The sequence below is a fragment of the Nocardia sp. NPDC051911 genome (assembly GCF_040681035.1).
Lineage (GTDB): Bacteria > Actinomycetota > Actinomycetes > Mycobacteriales > Mycobacteriaceae > Nocardia > Nocardia sichangensis.
In genome coordinates, this window is sequence record NZ_JBFAXY010000004.1 from 183,562 (window position 1) to 202,378 (window position 18,817).

An 18,817-nucleotide genomic window follows, 5' to 3' on the forward strand; every position below is an offset into this window, starting at 1 on the left:
GCGGGCGAAGCTCGGGCCGTTCCTCCGTCGGTGGAGGCGACCCCGTGACACAGTGATCGAAACGATAGTAAAGAGTTCGCAAAGGGTGTGGAAAGGTTCCCGGTTCCCAGAAAGGCAACCGCTACCATAATGTGACTCAGGTCACAGCGCAACAAAGAACGTCGACGGCTGCCGATTCGAGGAGCTTCGCAGCGACAGGACGCTCGACTGGACGGATGGCCAAGGAGACAGCCCGCACCGGCGAACGACGTCGAAGACGAATCCCTCGATCGTGACTCCCGGTGCGAACGAGAACGCCCACGCCACCAGCCCAGTGGAGCGCGCGATACTTCGCCCACCCGGACGTTCCGCCTGAGGCTCACGAAGAGCGTCTCCCACTTGCCGCGGCACGCGGGCCGAGGCAGTCGACGAGGTTCTAACGATCGGATACGCAAAATCCCCCCGACCTGGCAATCTGTCGAGGGGAATCGAGTGGTCCCAGCTGGGATCGAACCAGCGACCTTCCGCGTGTGAGGCGGACGCTCTCCCGCTGAGCTATGAGACCTGACGGGTTCCGGCGGCGCGTGGCGCCCTCCGGACGAGACAAAACATTAGCACGCGCCACCGGTGGTTCACCAAATCGCCGTCCAGACAGGGATGGTTCGGCGCGGAGCCACCACTCGCGAGCAGTTCCTCTCGATCTTGCGCGAACTCTAGGTGGCGGACAAGCGGGGTCGCGACCACGCCGGCTGCGGTCGCAGATTCGGTGCGGCTCGACCATCGAGAGGACCACCGAGCGCCTCGACTCCCCCATCCACCACATGAGCCACCGGCGTCACAGCGCCCACTTTCCAGATTTCCGCCGTTCTACCAGCGGATTTGTACCTTTCACCGAGCGTCCGCTAATGTTCTGTCTCGCACCACGGAGGCCGGAAACGAGCCCCGGGGAGGCAGAATGCGGATGTAGCGCAGCTGGTAGCGCATCACCTTGCCAAGGTGAGGGTCGCGGGTTCGAATCCCGTCATCCGCTCGAGAGGTAGGGCCAGGCAACATTACGCCGTCCCCCTTTGCGCGGTGGAGTGGCCGAGTGGTGAGGCAACGGCCTGCAAAGCCGTGCACACGGGTTCGATTCCCGTCTCCACCTCGCGCGATTAGCTCAGCGGGAGAGCGCTTCCCTGACACGGAAGAGGTCACTGGTTCAATCCCAGTATCGCGCACCACCGTCTCACGAGGTCAGACCCGGTTTTCACCGGGTCTGATTTTGTTTGTGCCCCGCACGCGGATCGAGTTTCCACTGGCCATTCGTCGCGGTCCGGCTCGAGAACACGTAGTCGGCTACCCGTGACCAGTCCGGTACCTACTGGCAGCGTTCTCCCTGATCACGAGTAGTCGAGTTGGGAGTTCTGATGCGATCTCCGATCAGCCCCGGTCCAGGAGCTACGAGAGCCGCTCGGTTCGCCGCGTGCGTGCCGCACCTGATCGAGCGCGCCGACTGCCAGGGAACGACTGCTGTCGCCGGCGACCAGGATGGGGCCGCGTGTCGGTGGGTAGGGATACGCTGTGGCACACAGTGCCGGAGCCGAGTCAGGGGGTTGTCGCGTGACGATCAGCGCGGAGGTCGCGCAAGGCGCGGCGCCAGATGACGACGATCCCGAGTCACTCGACCTGCGCGACGACATCTCGTTCGAACTCGAAGAGGTCAACGAGGTGCTCGGGGAGCTGATCGCGCTGCGCGCCGACCAGAAGGCCAAGGACGGCGACCTGCTGACGGCTCGGCTGGGAGTCGGTGGCGAGAAGCCCGAGACACTCGCCCGGATCGGCGCTCGTTACGACCTTTCCCGCGACCGGGTGCGGCAACTGCACACCAAAGCGGTCGGGCAGATGATCCGGATGGCACAGCTTTCCGGACATCGGGCCGCCGCGGTCCTGTCCGCGCGCTACCCCCTCGACGCCATGGACCGGCAGCTCACACGCGCGCTGCTGGTGGAGACGTACGCGACCGACACCGATATCGCCGCGACCGAGCTGTCGTATCTCAAACTCCGGCTGGCCGGGCACGCCGCCGAGGACGCCAAGCGAATCGCCGGATTCGTCACCCAGCGCATCGCGGCGTGGCAGAAGAAGACCAACCGGCGCCTGGCCAAACTACACGACGCCGAGCCGCGCGCCACGAGTCAGCTGAATACCTGGTTGGGGCAGGTCGACTGGCCCCACGCAGGCGCCGCGGCCGCGATCCCGACCTCGTCCGCGCGCACTGTGGACAGCGACGACGACGGCCGGGGGCGCTTCTATCTGGACAAGGTCGGTCGCGACGTGCCGTTCGACTCCGGTCTCGAGGCCAGGCTGCTGCGGATCCTCAACGCCGGCGATCTCGTCGAGACCTTCCTGGAGCAGCCCGCGGCGGTCGTCTACGAACTCGACGGCGCGGAGCGGGTGCACTATCCGAGCATCGTCGCGCGGCTCACCGACGGCCGCACCGTACTGATCGACGTCACGCCGCTGGGCCATGTCGGCTTCCACGTGAACGTCGCGAAATCCGCCGCCGCTCGGGCATACGCGCACGCCAACGGCTGGGGCTGGCTGGTCTGGACCGGCAGCCGCGTCGGCGTCCCGGATCTGCGCGCCCGCCCTGTCGACGCCGCGGGTGAACGGATGCTGCGCGACCTCGTCGAGCGCGGCCCCGTGCACTGGGCCGCGCTCCGCGAGGTGCGCGCGAAGACCGGCCTGGAACTGCTGGACTTCCTCGCGCTGGTGCTGCGCCACGAATGGCGGTGGGACCGGGCGCCGTTCCGGCTCAGCGCACCACCATCGCCCCCGCCAGGAAAGTGACGATCAGCAGCATCGCGCAGATGGTGATCAGCTGCCACCGGCCGATGGTCACCTCGAGCTTGGCGATCGTGTTGCGCAGGGCCTTGTCGAGCCGGTCGTGATCGGCGATCGTGCGCTGCGCGGCGGCGAGCGCGTCGGCCCGTTCCTGCGCGGCCTGCTCCGCGCGCTCCAGTCGCGTGGTCATCTTCAGCAGATGTTTCTGCTTGTCGCGCAAGGCTTTCCGGGCCACCGCCAGCGACGTGCGCTGGTTGACCAGCTCCTGGCGCTGCCGGGCGATGACCGTGGCCTGCGTCTTCGTGTGGTACTCCCAGTCGGTCACGGTCGCCCAGCCTCCTGTCCTCTCGTCCCGATGGCCCCAGACATACTCGCCGCTCACCCAGCCCGCGATGAACTCGCGCAGCTCGACCGGCTCACGCCGCGGCGCCGCCATCGCGTGCTCGGTGTCGAGCACGCCGGTGACCGCGCGATAATCACAGGCGGCGGGCGCGAAGTCCGCGATGCCCAGGGCGTGCAGGTACGGCACCCAGTAGCCGGGTGGGCACAGCCACAACACGTCCGTACAACCCTCGGCGCGCAGCCGTTCGGTGTGCTCCTGAGCCAGTCCACGCTCCAGCGGACCGCTACGCACCTCGATCGCGTATATCCGGTCGCCCTTGCGCCAGTACACGTCCACCGGCAAGGTCCCGATGCGCTGATCCACTTCGGCCTCGTCGGCTCCGTAGGCGAGCAGCCTGCCGCACAACCAGTATTTGAGCCGCCGCATATCCCACTGGGCGGCGGCACATTCCGGGCACCCGCAGGCGTAACCGGTCTTCGATCCACGGATACGGCCGGAGGCCTCTCCGATACCCAACTCGGCGAGCATCGCTCGGCGCCCGCAGGCGATCTCCGCCCGCTGCTTCGTTCTCACGCGACCACTCCCCTGCACAAACCACCGCAGGCCCGGCGACCTACGCCATAGATCAAGAGTGCGTCAGACTCGGCTACCTCGCCAGCCCCGTTCACCCCGCGCTCGGGTGTGCCACACACGTGGCCTGCCGACGAGATCTGCGTTGTACTCTGCGGCACAAGGGCTTTCATCATGCCACGGGACGGCATCGGCCACTGCGGGAACGCTGAATTGACAGTTGCCGCCATCCCACGACGCGCCCGGCCGCTCGCAACCCTGGCCCCGCGGCAACCGGCACGGCCTTCGCGCAGCCACCCCTGGGCGTGAACTCGCGCAGGACGCGCTTCGGGCGGATAATGACCGATCAGATGCGTCGGCCCGTTTTCGGACAAACCGGGTCGCCACGTAATCCGCCTGCAGGGGGCTGATTCCGGGGGCCTAGGCTGCTTCGATCAGGTCTTGATTCGGCGGTGCACCGCCGAATCTTTCGCGAGCCGCGGATGTCCAACTGGGCGGATAGAATCGTCCGGCCGAGTGCGAGCTGGGCCGATACGGGGAAGTGGGTACTGGATGGAGCACGGTCAGCAGACCGGCGAGTCGGTCGGCACGATGTTGGCGAGTATCGCGTCGGCTCTCCGAGAGGTCAGCGAGAAGCTCGACGCGGTGGCGGCCCGGATCGACGGTGCGCAGACCGTGGTGAGCGAACCGACCGTCGAGGGGCGGTTGGCCGAGCTCGAGGCCTGGGCTTTCCGTGCCGGACAGGACATCTCGAGTCTCGATGCCAGGGTGGAGCGCCTGGAATCCGGTGACGACCCAGCGCAGGAGGACCAGCGAACTGCGCAACGCCCGCTACCCCGGGCAGCCGCGGGACGATCGAACGCGCGCGGACCGCAGCACGGCGGCGCCGAAGCCACTGCGCAGAAGAGCGATTCCCGCGAGCCGGCCGGTGCCACGAACGGTGTGCGCCCGCAGCGCACGCAGCGAGAGCCGGTGCACGCGGCGGTCGAACCGAGTTCTACTGCGCAGACGAGTTTCACACCGCCGCGCGAGCCCACGCCGACCGTGCTCGATACGAACGCCACGTCCGGGCAGAACTTCACCACGCCCCGCGACCCGGCGGCGAGCTTCACCGCCCCGCCGTCCCGTGAGCCGGCTTTCACCACTCCGGTCCAACGGGAGCCCGTATCGCCTTTCACCGCGCCGACACCGCGCGACCCGAGCCCGGGACAGCAGGAGGCGTTCATCGCCTCGCGCGAACCCGCCACCTCGTACTCCCCCGGTGAGAACGCCGCGTACGAGAGCATCGTCGCGTCCGCCCCGAGCACGACGCACAACGGCGCGGAGAACGGCACAGCCCCCGGCACCCCGGGCGTGGGACTCACCGGAGCGCACCGCGCCGGCGACGACGACCGCACCCCGGTCGAGAACACGCACGTGGACAAGCTGCAAGCCATGCTGGACGAACTCAAGCGCACGGCGGCGGCTCCGCTGGGCCGCTCCGACCTCTTCGGGCCGGCGCCGGGCGAGTCGACGACGAATGGCTATCAGTCCGACCGCACCGACGCGCAGCGCCGACCGGCCGACTACCGGCTATCCAGCCCGCCCCCGATGTCCTGAGGGGCCTTGACGCGCCGCCGCTTCGGCGGAGGCGCCGCCGCGAACGAACGCAACAGGATCTGCTGGACGAGATCGCGCAGCCAGCGATGCCCCCCGTCGGCGGTGTTGCGCGGATGCCAGGCCATCCCGATGGCGACTTCGGGCAACGGCAGGGGTATCTCGAACGTGCTCAATCCGATCGCGGGTAGGGTAGCGGCGCTCAGCAAGGCGGGTGCGGGGCAGACCAGGTCGCTGCCGCGCACCGCGAACAGCGCGCTGGTCAGCGTGGGCACGGTGGCCACCACCCGCCGGGTGCGGCCGTGCAGGGCGAGGCGGTCGTCGATCGGGCCGTGCGAACGGCCGGTGCGCGAAATGCTCAGGTGCGGCGCGGCGGCGTACGCGGCGACGGTGACGCGATCGGTGACCAGCGGATGGTCGGTGGCGGCGACTCCGATCACCCGGTCGGTGAGCACTCTGCGCACAGTGGTCTCCGGGTCGGTGTGGTCGATCACGCCGACCTCCAGGTCGACGCGTCCATCCCGCATCGCCCCGGTGCCCTCGGCGATGTCGGGCAGGAAGCGCAGCGTCACGCCCGGCGCTTGGGCGCGCACCGCGGACAGCAGGGGCCCGGCCAGTTCGGTGAGCACCATGTCGCCCGCCTGTATCGCGAACGTCCGGCGCAGCGCGGCCGGGTCGAGGTCGTCGCGCGGCGTCAGCAGTGCGCGTCCCTGCTCGACCAGCGTGCTGACCTCGTATCGCAATTCCAGTGCGCGCGGCGTCGGCACCAGGTTGCGACCGGCACGCACGAGCAGCGGGTCGCCCAGTACGTCGCGCAATCTGGCCAGCGTCCGGCTCATCGCGGGCGGCGAGGTGTGTAGGCGCTCCGCGGCCAAGGTGACGCTGTTGGTGTCCAGCAGTGCGTCGAGGGCCACGAGGAGATTCATGTCCAGCGCTTCCACCCTTGGATTATCGCCAACGCAAACAGCGGCCCCCGGTATTGCGCGCGCGATAACTCGCGGCGAGTCCGAACCGAGCGGTTCCACCGGACAGTCGGAGGCGGAACCGTCCGTGCTCGAGCGGGCCGCCGCCACGGGCACGGCACCGTTGCGAGCATCCGGCTGGCCGGTGAGCTGGGGATACGCCCCGCACAGGCCAGCTGGGCGGCGGCGCGACAGTCCTCATCGACGCGCCGGACCCAGAAAGCAGCACCGCAGACCGATCGGCCATCGGACGGCCCGGCACGATTTGCCGCATGACAGCCGCCGGTTCGGCAGTCGATGCAAGTGTGCGCACGCGGTCGCCCACCCCGCGGCCCGGACCGATCGGAGAACTCGCTGACCGAGTGGACCGGCGCTACCCGGGTCCGCCCCGATGTTCTAGTGGCTGACCCGGCCGCTGTCGCCCTCGTACGGAAGCAGCTCAGCCTCGATCGGCACCGCCGGGCGTGCCACCGGCCCTGGCCCCGGCTTGCGACGGTTGGCCAGTCCGCGGTAGGACTCCGGCCTGATCCGGCGGAACACCTGCGCCACGCGCGTGTGCAGCGGCAGGCGGAACTTCAGGTCGGCGAGCATCTCGTCGATGTTCTGGATGGAGAACGGGACGACCGCGGTGCCGTGCGCGTGGTGGCCGTGCGTGCGTTCCTCCATCCAGCGCAGCCGGGCGTCCATCTCCTCGTCGAGTTTCTCGGCGGGCGGCAGGACGAGCCCGCCGTTGAGCAGCGCGGCGGTCCAGTGCGCGGCGACCTCGGCGTTCAGCGTGCTGATCACCGAGGAGTTGTAGCCGGCGAAGGTCAGATTCGGGACCTCCAACGGCAGGATCTGACGGTGCAGGCGGAAATTGCCGTGCTCATCGGTCAGCCTGCGCTGGATGTACGGCGTGAGGAACGGCACGCGCTGCTGGAAGCCGGTCGCGCAGATCACGACGTCCGCCTGCAGCACCTGCCCGGTGGACAGCCGGATCCCGGGCGCCGCCTTCGGGCCACCGCCCATCTCGGTGATCGTGGTGTCCCGGTGCACCGTGATACGTCCGTTGGCGACCTGCTCGTAGAAGCCTTCGCTCACCAGGCTGACGGTGCTCTCGGCGATCTGCTCGAACCGCCCCTCGGGCACCAGACCGAGTTCACGCAGCTGCGAGTGCTTGGTGACCAGTTCCTGGATCAGATCGAAATTGCTGATCCGTACCGATTCGCCGGGGCCGTCGAGGAACCGGTCCATCCAGCGGGGCCGCAGGTAGTGGAAGTGCGCCTCGCCGAAGCGGGTCAGCATCAACCGCTCGTAGTCGATCACCCGCGCCAGCTTGCGCGGCATCTTCCAGAACAGCCGCCGGGCCACCACCGAGGTGGACGCCGCCACCTCGCTCACCGCGGTGGCGATGTCACAGGCGGACTTGCCGTAGCCGACCACGACGACCGACTTGCCGCGCACCGACTCCAGATCGGTGAACTCCGAGGAGTGGCACAAGCGCCCGCCCGCCGCGCGGAACCAGTCGGCGCCGCGGTACTCCGGCATCGCGGGTTCGCTGAAAACACCGTTGGCGATGACCAGGTGATCGCACGAGGCGCGATGGACTCCGCTCGAATCGCGAATCTCCAGCAACCAGCCGCTGTCCACCGGATCGGCGGCGACCACCTCGGTGCCCAACCGCAGGTGCTCGGTCAGCCCGAAGTGCTCGGCGTAGGCGGCCAGATAGGCCTGCATCTGCTGCCCGTCGAGGACGCGCGGGTAGTCGGCAGGCATGGGGAAGTCGGAGAAGTGATAGGTGTCCTTGGAGTTCTGCGTCTGCAGTCCCGGGTATCGCCGGGTCGCGCTCCACACACCACCGACATCGGGTGCACGGTCGAAAACCTCGACCGGAAAACCCGCCTGTTTCAGCACTTTCGCGCAGGCGAGACCTGCGATACCCGCACCGACGATCCCGATGCGGCTTCCGCTTGTCATGCGCGAGAGATTACGTCGCCAGCGGCGCACAGCAAAGTCGGTCGACCGAATCCGCTCTTCAGCGCACTACGGGCGTACCCACCGGGACCACCGGAAGCTCGAGCAGCCCACGGATAAAAACGCTCTCCCGCCACCGCAGGTCCGCGTCGTCGACGGCGGCCCGCAGCTGCGGATAGCGCCGCACCAGCCGGGTCAGCGCGATGCGGGCCTCCAGCCTGGCCAGCGCCGCTCCGAGGCAGTAGTGGATGCCGTGGCCGAAGGCCAGATGCCCGTTCGTGCCGCGGTCCGGGTCGAACGCCGCGGGCGAGGCGAAGTGCCGTTCGTCACGGTTGGCCGACGCCACCGAGACCAGTACCAGCTCCCCTTCCGGGATGACGCCGCCGGCCAGGTGGACCGGCGCGGTGGTGTAACGCAGGGTCGCCACGTTGACCGGGCCGTTGTGGCGCAGCGTTTCCTCCACCAGCGGTGTAACGCCCGCCGGGTCGTCGCGCAGGGCCAGGTAGCGGGCGGGATCGGCGAGCAGTTCCAGCACGGAGTTACCGATCAGGTTCACCGTGGTCTCGTGGCCCGCGACCAGGATCAGGAAGGCCATGGAGATCAGCTCGTCGTGACTGAGCCGGTCCCCTTCCTCGGTGGCGAGCAGCAGCTGGGAGATCAGATCCTCACCCAAGCCCTCCGCGCGCCGCCGGGCGACCAGGTCGTCGAAGTAGTCGACGATGGCGTCGGTCGCGGCACGAATGCCCTCCGGCGTGGACATGAGTGTGTCGACCACGGCCGCCGACCACTCCCGGAAGCGCGCGCGGTCCTCGACCGGCACGCCGAGCAGTTCGCAGATCACCGTGATCGGCAGCGGGAACGCGTACTCCGCGAGCAGGTCGACCGGACCGGCGCCCGTCGAACGATCGATCGCGTCGAGCAGATCGTCCGCGATCGCCACGATCCGCGGTGCGAGGGCCTCCATCCGCGCGGGCGCGAACGCCGGTGTGACGAGTTTGCGCAGCCGCGAGTGCCGCGGCGGGTCGGAATTGAGCAGATGCAGGCTCAGGCGCGGGTTGGCCGCCGTGACGCCGCTGCCACCCGCGGCTGATCGCCGAGCCTCGGCGCCCCTCGGAGCGTGCGGGTCCTTGTGGACGTCGGGATGGCGCAGCACCTCCTTGGCGGCGTCGTAGTCGACCACCAGCCAGGCGTGCACACCGGTGCGCAACCGGACCTGATGCACCGGTCCTTCGGCGCGCAACTGCTGGTAGAAGGCATGCGGCGTGCGAAAGAAATCCGCGGGCAGCTCTCTCATCCGATCGGTTCCCCCTGATTAGTGAGTATCGTTGCGGCCCTTCGATGGTGACACCGATCACGGATCTCGGCCAGGCCGCGCGACCGGACCATCCTGTGATCAGCGTTGCCCGTCGTCGCGGCCCGGCCCGGCGCGCGTCGTCGTCAGGGTCCGGCTACCCTGCGCCAATGAGTTCGATCGCGCCCGTCCTGCGGCGTGCCCGGATCGCGAACTCGTTCGCGTTCGGCGCACAGGGCTTCTTCCTCGCCGTCGTGCTGACCGAGTTGCCGCAGCAGAAGGAGCGTTTCGGGCTATCGGACGGCGTGATCGCGGTCTCGGTGGTGCTGATCTCGTTGCTGGCGGGCGGCGGCAGCGTCCTCGCGGAGCGGCTGGCGCTGCGCTGGTCCAGCCGCGCGGCGGTGCGGATCGGGCTGCTGCTCGTGGCCGTCACCGGATCGGCGGCGGCGTTCGCGCCGAACACAGCGCTGCTGGTGGCCGCACTCGGCTGCTACGGGATCGCGGTCGGCATCGTCGACGCGAGCACCAACATGCAGGCCGTGTTCATCCAGCACGGCTATGGGACGTTCATCCTGTCGTCGTTCTACGCCGCGTGGAGCGCCGGAACGATAGCCGGGGCATTGTTCGTATCCGGGTGCGAGGCGCTGGAGGTGACGCTGCGCGAATCGCTGCTCGCGGCCGCCGCGATCGTGCTGCTGCTCGGCTGGGCGCTCGGACGAGGACTGCTCGGCGTGCGGGACGCGGAGACGAGTCCCGTCGAGACCGCCGCGTCCGGTCCCACCGTCGCGCTGCGCGCGTATGTCGGGTTCGGGGTCGCGATGGCGTTCGTCTTCGCGGTCGACCTCGCGGTGGGCAACTGGTCGGCTTTATACCTGACCGACGACCTGCTCGCCGGTTCGGCGACGGCGGCGCTCGCCTTCGCCGCGTATCAAGGCACGTCGTTGGTCTCCCGGATCGCCGGGGATTCGCTGGTGCGCCGTTTCGGTCCGCGCCCTGTGGTGCGGGCCGCCGCGGGCACCGGAGTCCTCGGTCTGGCTCTCGTGGTGGCCGCGCCGAGTCCGGCGGTCGCGATCGCCGGGTTCCTCGTCGCGGGCGCGGGCCTGCCCGTGATCGCGCCGCTGTGCTTCAGCGCGGCCGGGCAACTCGCGACCGGACGGGAGCTCGACGCACTGATCGCGCGTCTCAACCTGTTCAACTACGCGGGGACACTGCTCGGCGGCGGTGTGGTCGGCGCGATCGCGGCGAGCGTCGGTCACCGCGTGGGATTCGTGATCCCGCTGCTGTTCGCCGTGGCCCTGATCGGGCTCTCCCGCGTCTTCCGCTCCCATCGGGTCGCGAGCGCGCCTCCTACGCGGAAACTGGACCAGCCCACCGAACTCGGGCCTGCCACCGGCTAGTGCGACCAGCGGTGCACAACCGGACCTCGGCCGGCGCCAAGGTCTCCGAGCGCAATCGCCGCAATCGGCCGATCAGCCGATTCGCCAGCCACGGCGACAACAGGAAGGCCGGCGCGGTGGCGCCCGACACCGCGGCGCCGGTCAGCAGCGAGTCGCGTGACCGCCCCGCCGCGGTGTCTGCGGCCTGCTGGTTCTGGTCGCCCCAGAGCGCCACCACTTCGCTGTTCACCTGATCCGCGACCGATCGCCAGTCCGCGATGCTCACCGGCGGCGCGGGCGCGGGGCCCGACTTCGCGGGCACCGGGCGGATGACGGCCTCCTCCATGGCGCTCGCCTGCTGCCAGGCGCGCGACGAGGTGAGCGCCCTGAGCCGCGCCGCTGACGCGTTGTCGATATGCTCTGATGTAGCCATGAGCAACCTCTCCGTCGTCGTCGACCGCGCCGGGCTGTGGGACGCGGAAGCGCTCAGTGATGTTGCCGCCGCGACTTTTCCACTGGCGTGCCCGCCCGAGGCGACGCCCGACGACATCGCGGTGTTCGTCGGCGAGGTCCTGTCGGGCGAACGGTTCGGCGAATATCTGAGCGATCCGGCCCGGATCGTGCTCAAGGCTGTCGCGGACGACGACATCGTCGGTTACGCGATGCTGGTCACGGGCGGCCCAGCGGACCCTGCGGTGGCCGAGCCGGTCGGGCCGCACCCGATGGTGGAGCTCAGCAAGTTGTACGTGCTGCCCGGCCGGCACGGCACCGGGGTGTCCACCGCGCTGATGAACGCCGCGCTGGACTGGGCGCGCGCCGAGGGATATCCGGGCGTATGGCTGGGCGTCAACCAGGAGAACGTCCGCGCTCGGCGCTTCTACGCCAAACACGGTTTCACCGAGGCCGGCACCAGGACGTTCACCGTCGGCGCCCAGGTGCATCACGACTACGTGCTGCGGCTGGTCTTCTGATCCCGCCTCAGCGCAGGAAATCGACGAGTGCGGTGTGGAACGCGGGGTTCAGCACCGCCATCAGGTGATCGCCGGGCACCACGGCCAGTTCACCGTTCGGCAGCGCGGCGGCGAGTCGCTCCGGTTCGGCGGCGAAGGGGTCGTCCTCGCCCGCCAGCACCAGCGCGGGCACGGTGATGTCCGCCAGCGTCTCGATGGGACGATCGTCCAGACCCGTCGCCACGGCGTGGATGGCTTGCACGTCGGCCTGTACCGCGTCGGCCAGCACCCGGAACATCTTCGCGGTCGGCGACGCGTCCGCGCCGTCTCCGGTCATCGCGGCCTGCAGATCCGGCAGGTCGATCACGCGGCGATCGACGCCACCGCAGTCCAGCACACCCGACCCGATGCCGCCGACGGCCAGCCGCCGCACCCGCCGGTCGGTCGCGGCCACCATCAGCGAAATCACCCCGCCCATCGAGTACCCGACTTGCGCGACCTCCTCGAATTCGAGCTCGTCGTAGAGGGCGCGTACGTCACGCGCCATCGCCTGCCACGAGTACCGCGCCGCGTCGTGCGGCTTGCCGGAACGGCCGTGACCGCGCGCGTCCAGGGACACCACGGTGTGCCCGGCGGACTGCAGTGCGGCGACCACACCGGTGCTCATCCAGTTCGCGTTGGTATCCGCGACCACTCCGTGCTGCAGCACGACCGGGATGCCCTCGCCCTCCCACACCCGGTAATTGAGTTCCAGGCCGTCCCATGTCTCAAACTTCGCCATGCCGGGATCGTAGTGCACGGCACGCCACCGAAACTGCCGAAGCGGACGTATCGGGCCGGGTGCCGCGCTCAGCCCAGCAGTCGGTCCCGCAAGGCCGCGATATCGGCGCCGGTGAGTCCCAGGCCGTCCCGGACATAGGCGTCGAAACTTCCGTAGGTCCGATCCACCTGGTCGAAGGCGGCGTCGAGCCAGGATCCCTGAACGCCGTTGAGCGGGTCGTTCTCGCTCGCGTTGCGGAATCGGTTGGACAGCAGATAGTCCTCGGTGACCGTGGCACGATCGACGCCGAGCAGCGTGAGCAGCACGGCCGCCGTCCAGCCGGTGCGGTCCTTGCCCGCGGTGCAGTGGAACAACACCGCGCCGTCGGCGCCGATGAGGTCGCGCAGCACCGAAGCGAACGCCTCGTTCGCGCCGGGTGCGGTGATGAACGCGCGATACAGGCCGTCGCCTCCGGTGAGCGTGGTGGCGATGACCTCCGGCGGAGCTTGGCCGATCACGTCGGCCCAGTGCGCCGTCGCGCCCGCGGGCACCCGGTCCGGACCGAGCGCGCGCTCGTAGACCGTGCGCAGGTCGTGCACGGAGCGCACGCGGCGGCCGGTCAGCGCGGCCAGATCCTCCGGCGTCGCGTTGTTCAGCTGCCCGGTCCGATACACCAGACCGGTGCGCACGATCCGGCCGTCGGTGGTGCGATACCCGCCGATGTCCCGCGCGTTCTGCACCCCTTGCAGGTGCAGGGAGGGATCGGCGACGACGGCCGCAGGCGGGTCGGCCTGCGCGATGATGGCTACCGGCCCGAAGGCGACCGCCAGGCCGGCCGCCATCGCGACCGGGACGCGGAAACGAGTGGCCATTCGGCTGCTCCAATCATCGGGTCTGTGGGTCTGCCCACGTTCTCTCGTCGGCCGCCGAGGCCGGGCAGGCAGCGCTAGGCCGCGACCTCGAACCGCGAAAGCGCGAGCAAGCGGGAGATGGCGCGCAGGTACTTCTTGCGGTAGCCGCCCTCCAGCATCTCGGCGGAGAAGATCTCGTCCAGTTTCGCGCCGGACACCGTCACCGGCACGCTCGCGTCGTAGAGCCGGTCGGCCAGCACCACGATGCGCAGCGCCACGGCCTGATCGGTGACCGGATGCACGCCGGAGACGAACACCGACGACACCCCGGAGATCAGCGCGCCGTACTTCGACGGATGCAGGGTGCTGAGGTGCTTCAGCAGCGCGTCGAACTCGTCGAGCGTGGAATTCGGTGTGCTCGCCGCCCGTTCGGCCAGGACCGCGGCGGCGGTGGGCTCCGGCGCGGGGGGCAGATCGCGGTGGCGGTAGTCCGGCCCGTCCACGCGCACCGCCTCGAAGATGGCGCCCAGCTTCTTGATCTCGCGCATGAAATCCTGTGCGGCGAAACGGCCTTCGCCGAGCTGCCCCGGCAAGGTGTTCGACGTGGCCGCGATCGAGACACCGGCCGCGGACAGTTCGGTCAGCAGGCGCGAGACCAGCATCGTGTCGCCGGGATCGTCGAGCTCGAATTCGTCGATGCACAGCACGCTGTTGCCCGAGAGCCGCTCGAGGGCATTGGCGAAGCCGAGCGCGCCGACCAGGTTGGTCAGCTCGCCGAACGTACCGAACGACTTGGGCGCGGGCGAGCTGTGGAAGATCGAGGCCAGCAGGTGGGTCTTGCCGACGCCGAATCCGCCGTCCAGATACAGGCCCGCGCCGCTGACCTGCTTCTTCTTACCGAAGAAGCTCTTCTTGCCTGCGGCCTTGCTGATCTTGGCGACCTGCCCGGCGAACTCCTCGGCCTTGCCGACCGCGGCCGCCTGGCTCGGTTCCTTCGGATCGGGAATGTAGGAGGCGAAGCTCACCTCATCGAACATGGGCGGCGGCACCATTTGGGCGACGAGCTGATCGGCCGGGACCTCCGGGTGACGATCGACGAGGCGTTCTTGCATGGACGAAGCCTAAAGACGTGGTGAGATCTGATTTCATGCAGCGTAGCCAGAATGCGATCCAGCTCACAGCACTCGGCCCGGACGACCTCGCGCAGATGTACGCCTTCCCCGCCGCGCTCGACGCGCCTTGGGTCCGCGCCAATTTCGTCTCCAGCATCGACGGCGCCGCCACCAGCGGCAACCTGACCGAAGGGCTGGGCACCCCGGCCGACCGAACGGTGTTCATGTTGCTGCGCGAACTGGCGGAGGTGATCGTCGTCGGGGCGGGCACGGCGCGCGCGGAGAACTACGGCGGGGCGCGCACCGACCCGGCGCGCCGCCGCGCGTTCCACGAGCGCGGCATCGGCGGGCATCTCGACGGCGCGCCGCCGCCGATCGCGGTCGTCACGGCGAGCGCGGCGATCGACCCCGGCGCGCGCCTGCTCACCGATACCCAGGTGCCGCCGCTGATCATCACGACGACCACCGCGCCCGCCGACCGCAAGCAGCGGCTGGCGGACGCGGGCGCCGAGGTGATCGAAGCGGGTGGCATCGCGGTGACGCCCAGCGGCTTGCTGCGGGTGCTCGCCGAGCGCGGCCTGCTGCGGGTACTCACCGAAGGCGGCCCGCATCTGTTCGGCGAACTGCTGGAGGCGGATGTGGTCGACGAGCTGTGCCTGACCACCGCGCCGCTGCTGGTCGGCGGCGCGGCGCGGCGAATCTCGCTGTCGGCGCACGAATTCCGCGTCCGCATGACGCGCGCGCACGTGTTGCTGGACGACGACGGCACCATGCTCACCCGGTGGGCCCGTCGATGAAAGAACCGTCCGAACCTGGCAGGCTGTAGCAATGCGCTGGACTCGGGCCGCCGTGCTTGCCGCCACCCTCTCGATCGTGACCGCCGGTTGCGGCGCGGGACCGTCGGATCGTCCCGGTGTCGCGGTGCAGCGCCCGCCGGTCGCTGGCACCGCGACCACCTCCGCCGCGCCCGCTCCTCTGCCCAAGGCCGAGCTGCCCAGAACCGACCTCAGTTGGCGCGAGTGCACCCAGCCGACCTTGGATCAGTTCGGACTCGGCCCCGCGCCCGCCGGGTTGGTGCTCGACTGCGCCGAGTACGCCACCCCGATCGACTCGACGGGCACGGTGCTGGGCAGTTTCCGCGCGGCCGCGTTGCGGGCCAGGCTGGCGCAGACCCCGGCCGACGCGCCGCCGCTGGTGCTCACCTCGGGCTCGGATCGCTCCTCCTCCGCCACCCTGGCCGGGTTGGCCGCTGGCCCCGCCTCCGTGCTGCTGGCCGCCCGCCCGATCGTCGCGGTGGACCGGCGCGGCATCGGCGGCTCGCAGCCGATCGATTGCCTGCCCACCGAGATCCGCCGTGGCCTGGCCGACAACGCCCAGTCCGGTCCCGGCGCGGGCGACCCGGTGGCCCGCATGACGAAGTTGAGCCAGGACGGCACCATCGCCTGCCGCGACTTCCTGCAGCCGTACGAAGGCACCTTCGACGCACCGCACGCCGCCGACGACATCGAGCAGTTGCGCAGGCAATGGCAGGTGGACCACATCGCGCTGCTGGGCACGGGCAACGGCGCGAAGGTCGCGCTCAGCTACGCCCGCAAGTACGGCGATCACGTCGCCCGGCTGGTGCTCGACTCCCCGGAACCGGTCGGCACCGACGCCGTGACCCGCGCCGAACAGGCCGTGCAGGGCGCCGAGGCGGCGCTGACGGCCTTCGCGCAGCGCTGCGTCGGCGTCGGCTGCTCACTCGGGGCCGATCCGCGCGCCGCGGTCACCGATCTGGTGAACCGTGCCGCGGGCGGCGAACTCGGCGACATCTCGGCGAACGCGTTGCTGACCGCGGTGTCGGGCTTCCTCGGCAGCCCGCGCGCCGACCAGGCCGCTCGGGTCACCGAGCTGTCCGACACGCTGGCCGCGGCCGGACGCGGCGACCGCGGGCCACTGAGCAACCTGATCAGGCAGGAGGCCGCGGCCACCGCGAGCGACGGCCAGTTCGTCAACCGCTGCACCGACACACAGCTGCCGCCGACACCGGCCAAAGCGAACGAACTCGCGGGCACATGGGCGGGCAAGTATCCGGTTTTCGGCAAGGCGGCGGCCATCGGCCTGATGGAGTGCGCTGCCTGGCCGGTGTCGACCGCGCCGCCGCTGCCCGAAAAGCTGGGTATTCCAGTGTTCGTGCTGGGCGGGGTAGCCGATCCGGTGGTCGGTAACGGCGGCCAGTCCTCGGTGACCGGCGCGATAGGTTCGGCGGGCGCCCGGCACGCGGCGCTGTCCTGGCAGGGCTTCGGGCATCCGGTGTCCACGCATTCCGGCTGCGCGCAGCGGGCCGTGCTCGACTATCTGAAGGACGGCAAACTTCCCGCAGATGGCACCGCATGCCCGGCGTAGCCCGGGCGTGCGGAGCCGTTCGAGCGGCGCGTCCGACAGGTCCGGCCAACCGCCGGTAACCCATCCGGTGTACCGTGCCCCAGTGTTCCTTCGACAGCTCGAGCCCAGGACCGCTCGCACCACCGCCGAGGTGATCAAGTTCGCACTCTGGCCCCTGGCGGTCATGACCGTGCTGAACCGGGTTTTCATCAAGGCTGTCAACGGCTTCATCACCGACGACTACCGGCCTGTCTACCAGGCGTCGTTCGACTTCCTGAACGGGCGGCCGGTCTACACCGCGAATTTCGACTCGGTGGACCCGCACTACCTGTACCCGCCCAGCGGCACCCTGCTGATCGCGCCGATCGCCGCCATCGACTACGAGAAGTCGCGCTGGCTGTTCATCGCCCTCAACGCGATCGCGATTCTCATCGCCTGGTACCTGTTGCTGCGGCTGTTCCGGTACACCCTGCATTCGGTCGCCGCGCCCGCGCTGCTGCTGGCGATGTTCTCCTCCGAGACCGTGATCAACACGCTGGTGTTCACCAACGTCAACGGCTGCGTGCTGCTGGCGGAGCTGATCTTCATCCACCTGCTGCTGAAGCGGCGCGACCTCTGGGCGGGCGCCGCGCTCGGATTGAGTATCGCGGTCAAACCGACACTGGCTCCGTTGCTTTTGATCGCGCTCGTGCGCGGGCAGTGGAAAGTCTTCGTGACGGCCCTCGGCGTGCCGCTCGCGCTCACCGCGATCGCCTGGCCGCTGGTGAAGGACCCCGAGAAGTTCATCACCCGCACCGCGCCCTACCTCTTCGAATCCCGCGACTACTTCAACAGCGCCATCGTCGGCAACGGCGAGTACTACGGACTGCCGCCGTGGCTGACCTGGGGCATGCGCGTGGCGCTCGGCGTGCTCGTGCTGATCTCGCTGTGGCTGCTGTACCGCTACTACCGCGAGGACGAACTGTTCTTCGTCTGCACCTCCTCCGGCGTGCTGCTGACGGCCTCGTTCCTGCTCAGCTCGCTGGGGCAGATGTACTACTCGATGATGCTGTTCCCCTTCCTGATGACCGTCGTGCTGCGCAACTCGGTGCTGCGCAACTGGCCGGCCTGGCTGGCGATCTTCGGGTTCATGAGCTACGACAAGTGGCTATCGGACCGCTGGCAGCACATCGGCCGCAACCTGGAGTACCTGCGCATCACCTTCGGCTGGGGCCTGCTGCTCATCGTCGTGTTCTGCGTGCTCGGCGACCGCTATCTGGCCGCGCGGCGGGAAGGCAGGCTGCCGTTCGGCATCGATCCCGCGTGGATGAGTTCCGCCCCGGACCCGCGCGGCGAACAGCCGCAGCCGCCGGTCGCCGCGGCTCTCCCGGCGGAAACCCACAGACCACAAAACGGTTCGACGCCCGCGGAGCAGAATCGTATTAGCGTGGAGCCATGAGTTCCGAAGCCGACACGTCCCTGCCCGCGCCGCGCATCCAGCTCTCGCCGCAGGAATGGCGGTCGAAGCTGAACCCCGAGGAGTACTCGGTGCTGCGCGAGGCGGCTACCGAGCGGCCGTTCACCGGCGAGTACACCGACACCAAAACCGAAGGCGTCTACGTGTGCCGGGCCTGCGGCGCCGAACTGTTCCGCAGCACCGAGAAGTTCGACTCGCACTGCGGCTGGCCGTCCTTCTTCGATCCGGCCGCGTCCGACGCGGTGATTCTCCGGTCGGACGACTCGCTCGGCATGCATCGGGTCGAAGTGCTGTGCGCGAACTGCCACAGCCACCTCGGCCACGTGTTCGAGGGCGAGGGGTACAACACGCCCACCGACAAGCGCTACTGCATCAACTCCATCGCCCTGCGACTGCACCCCTCGGACAGCGCAGCGGAGTAACCAGCCCGA

General features: G+C 69.3%; 16 protein-coding genes and 4 tRNA genes. 11 read left to right on the forward strand and 9 right to left on the reverse strand.

Features of this window, described 5'->3' with window-relative positions; genetic code table 11:
• Positions 1-472: 472 nt before the first annotated feature.
• Positions 473-544 (reverse strand) — tRNA-Val (locus tag AB0L97_RS06920).
• Between the two features lie 392 nt (positions 545-936).
• Between AB0L97_RS06920 and AB0L97_RS06925 the strand changes: the two genes are divergently transcribed.
• The 4 genes from AB0L97_RS06925 to AB0L97_RS06940 all read left to right on the forward strand — a co-directional run bounded on the left by AB0L97_RS06925 (position 937) and on the right by AB0L97_RS06940 (position 2,808).
• Positions 937-1,009 (forward strand) — tRNA-Gly (locus AB0L97_RS06925).
• A gap of 43 nt (positions 1,010-1,052) precedes the next feature.
• Positions 1,053-1,123: transfer RNA gene (locus AB0L97_RS06930), tRNA-Cys, on the forward strand.
• Position 1,124: 1 nt separating this feature from the next.
• Positions 1,125-1,199 (forward strand) — tRNA-Val (locus AB0L97_RS06935).
• Between the two features lie 379 nt (positions 1,200-1,578).
• The gene (locus AB0L97_RS06940) at positions 1,579-2,808 is read left to right on the forward strand and encodes a sigma factor-like helix-turn-helix DNA-binding protein (protein WP_364425948.1); all 1,230 of its coding nucleotides are present in this window, start codon (positions 1,579-1,581) and stop codon (positions 2,806-2,808) included.
• Here the strand turns inward: AB0L97_RS06940 and AB0L97_RS06945 are convergent.
• Positions 2,774-3,718, reverse strand: coding sequence for a hypothetical protein (locus AB0L97_RS06945; protein WP_355070428.1), 945 nt, complete (start codon positions 3,716-3,718; stop codon positions 2,774-2,776). The genes AB0L97_RS06940 and AB0L97_RS06945 overlap by 35 nt on opposite strands.
• A gap of 549 nt (positions 3,719-4,267) precedes the next feature.
• Here AB0L97_RS06945 and AB0L97_RS06950 point away from each other — a divergent pair.
• Positions 4,268-5,314, forward strand: coding sequence for a hypothetical protein (locus AB0L97_RS06950; protein ID WP_364425951.1), 1,047 nt, complete (start codon positions 4,268-4,270; stop codon positions 5,312-5,314).
• Here the strand turns inward: AB0L97_RS06950 and AB0L97_RS06955 are convergent.
• From AB0L97_RS06955 to AB0L97_RS06965, 3 genes are all read right to left on the reverse strand, one after another.
• Positions 5,281-6,243 (reverse strand): LysR family transcriptional regulator, encoded by a 963-nt coding sequence (locus tag AB0L97_RS06955; protein WP_364426090.1) that lies wholly within the window; start codon positions 6,241-6,243, stop codon positions 5,281-5,283. The two genes, AB0L97_RS06950 and AB0L97_RS06955, sit on opposite strands and share 34 nt — an antisense overlap.
• Before the next feature lie 426 nt (positions 6,244-6,669).
• Positions 6,670-8,229, reverse strand: a complete 1,560-nt coding sequence (locus AB0L97_RS06960; RefSeq protein WP_364425953.1) for an NAD(P)/FAD-dependent oxidoreductase — start codon at positions 8,227-8,229, stop codon at positions 6,670-6,672.
• Between the two features lie 58 nt (positions 8,230-8,287).
• Entirely contained in the window at positions 8,288-9,520 is a 1,233-nt protein-coding gene (locus AB0L97_RS06965) for a cytochrome P450 (RefSeq protein ID WP_364425955.1), read from the reverse strand.
• A gap of 167 nt (positions 9,521-9,687) precedes the next feature.
• Here AB0L97_RS06965 and AB0L97_RS06970 point away from each other — a divergent pair, with 167 nt between their 5' ends.
• Entirely contained in the window at positions 9,688-10,914 is a 1,227-nt protein-coding gene (locus AB0L97_RS06970; RefSeq protein ID WP_364425957.1) for an MFS transporter, read from the forward strand.
• On the opposite strand, the gene AB0L97_RS06975 is transcribed toward AB0L97_RS06970, so the two are convergent.
• Positions 10,865-11,326 (reverse strand): hypothetical protein, encoded by a 462-nt coding sequence (locus AB0L97_RS06975; RefSeq protein ID WP_364425959.1) that lies wholly within the window; start codon positions 11,324-11,326, stop codon positions 10,865-10,867. The genes AB0L97_RS06970 and AB0L97_RS06975 overlap by 50 nt on opposite strands.
• On the opposite strand from AB0L97_RS06975, the gene AB0L97_RS06980 reads away from it, so the two are divergent.
• On the forward strand, positions 11,325-11,864 hold the full coding sequence (locus tag AB0L97_RS06980) for a GNAT family N-acetyltransferase (protein ID WP_355070416.1): 540 nt from the start codon (positions 11,325-11,327) through the stop codon (positions 11,862-11,864). The genes AB0L97_RS06975 and AB0L97_RS06980 overlap by 2 nt on opposite strands.
• A gap of 7 nt (positions 11,865-11,871) precedes the next feature.
• Here AB0L97_RS06980 and AB0L97_RS06985 read toward each other — a convergent pair whose 3' ends face one another.
• The 3 genes from AB0L97_RS06985 to zapE form a co-directional block, all read right to left on the reverse strand.
• On the reverse strand, positions 11,872-12,624 hold the full coding sequence (locus AB0L97_RS06985) for an alpha/beta hydrolase (protein WP_355070414.1): 753 nt from the start codon (positions 12,622-12,624) through the stop codon (positions 11,872-11,874).
• A gap of 68 nt (positions 12,625-12,692) precedes the next feature.
• Entirely contained in the window at positions 12,693-13,475 is a 783-nt protein-coding gene (locus tag AB0L97_RS06990; protein WP_364425962.1) for a tyrosine-protein phosphatase, read from the reverse strand.
• A 74-nt stretch (positions 13,476-13,549) separates the two neighbouring features.
• Positions 13,550-14,566 carry a cell division protein ZapE gene (zapE, locus tag AB0L97_RS06995; RefSeq protein ID WP_355070410.1) on the reverse strand — a complete coding sequence of 339 codons (1,017 nt, stop codon included), beginning with the start codon at positions 14,564-14,566 and terminating at the stop codon, positions 13,550-13,552.
• A 17-nt stretch (positions 14,567-14,583) separates the two neighbouring features.
• Here zapE and AB0L97_RS07000 point away from each other — a divergent pair, with 17 nt between their 5' ends.
• From AB0L97_RS07000 to msrB, 4 genes are all read left to right on the forward strand, one after another.
• Positions 14,584-15,363 carry a pyrimidine reductase family protein gene (locus AB0L97_RS07000; RefSeq protein WP_364425965.1) on the forward strand — a complete coding sequence of 260 codons (780 nt, stop codon included), beginning with the start codon at positions 14,584-14,586 and terminating at the stop codon, positions 15,361-15,363.
• Between the two features lie 31 nt (positions 15,364-15,394).
• Complete coding sequence (locus AB0L97_RS07005) at positions 15,395-16,951, forward strand: alpha/beta hydrolase (RefSeq protein WP_356961598.1); 1,557 nt, start codon at positions 15,395-15,397, stop codon at positions 16,949-16,951.
• Between the two features lie 82 nt (positions 16,952-17,033).
• Positions 17,034-18,368: a glycosyltransferase family 87 protein gene (locus AB0L97_RS07010; RefSeq protein ID WP_356961596.1), complete on the forward strand. Its 1,335-nt coding sequence runs from the start codon at positions 17,034-17,036 to the stop codon at positions 18,366-18,368.
• Positions 18,365-18,808 (forward strand): peptide-methionine (R)-S-oxide reductase MsrB, encoded by a 444-nt coding sequence (gene msrB, locus AB0L97_RS07015; RefSeq protein ID WP_355070403.1) that lies wholly within the window; start codon positions 18,365-18,367, stop codon positions 18,806-18,808. The genes AB0L97_RS07010 and msrB overlap by 4 nt, the downstream gene beginning before the upstream one ends.
• The last annotated feature ends 9 nt before the right edge of the window (positions 18,809-18,817 follow it).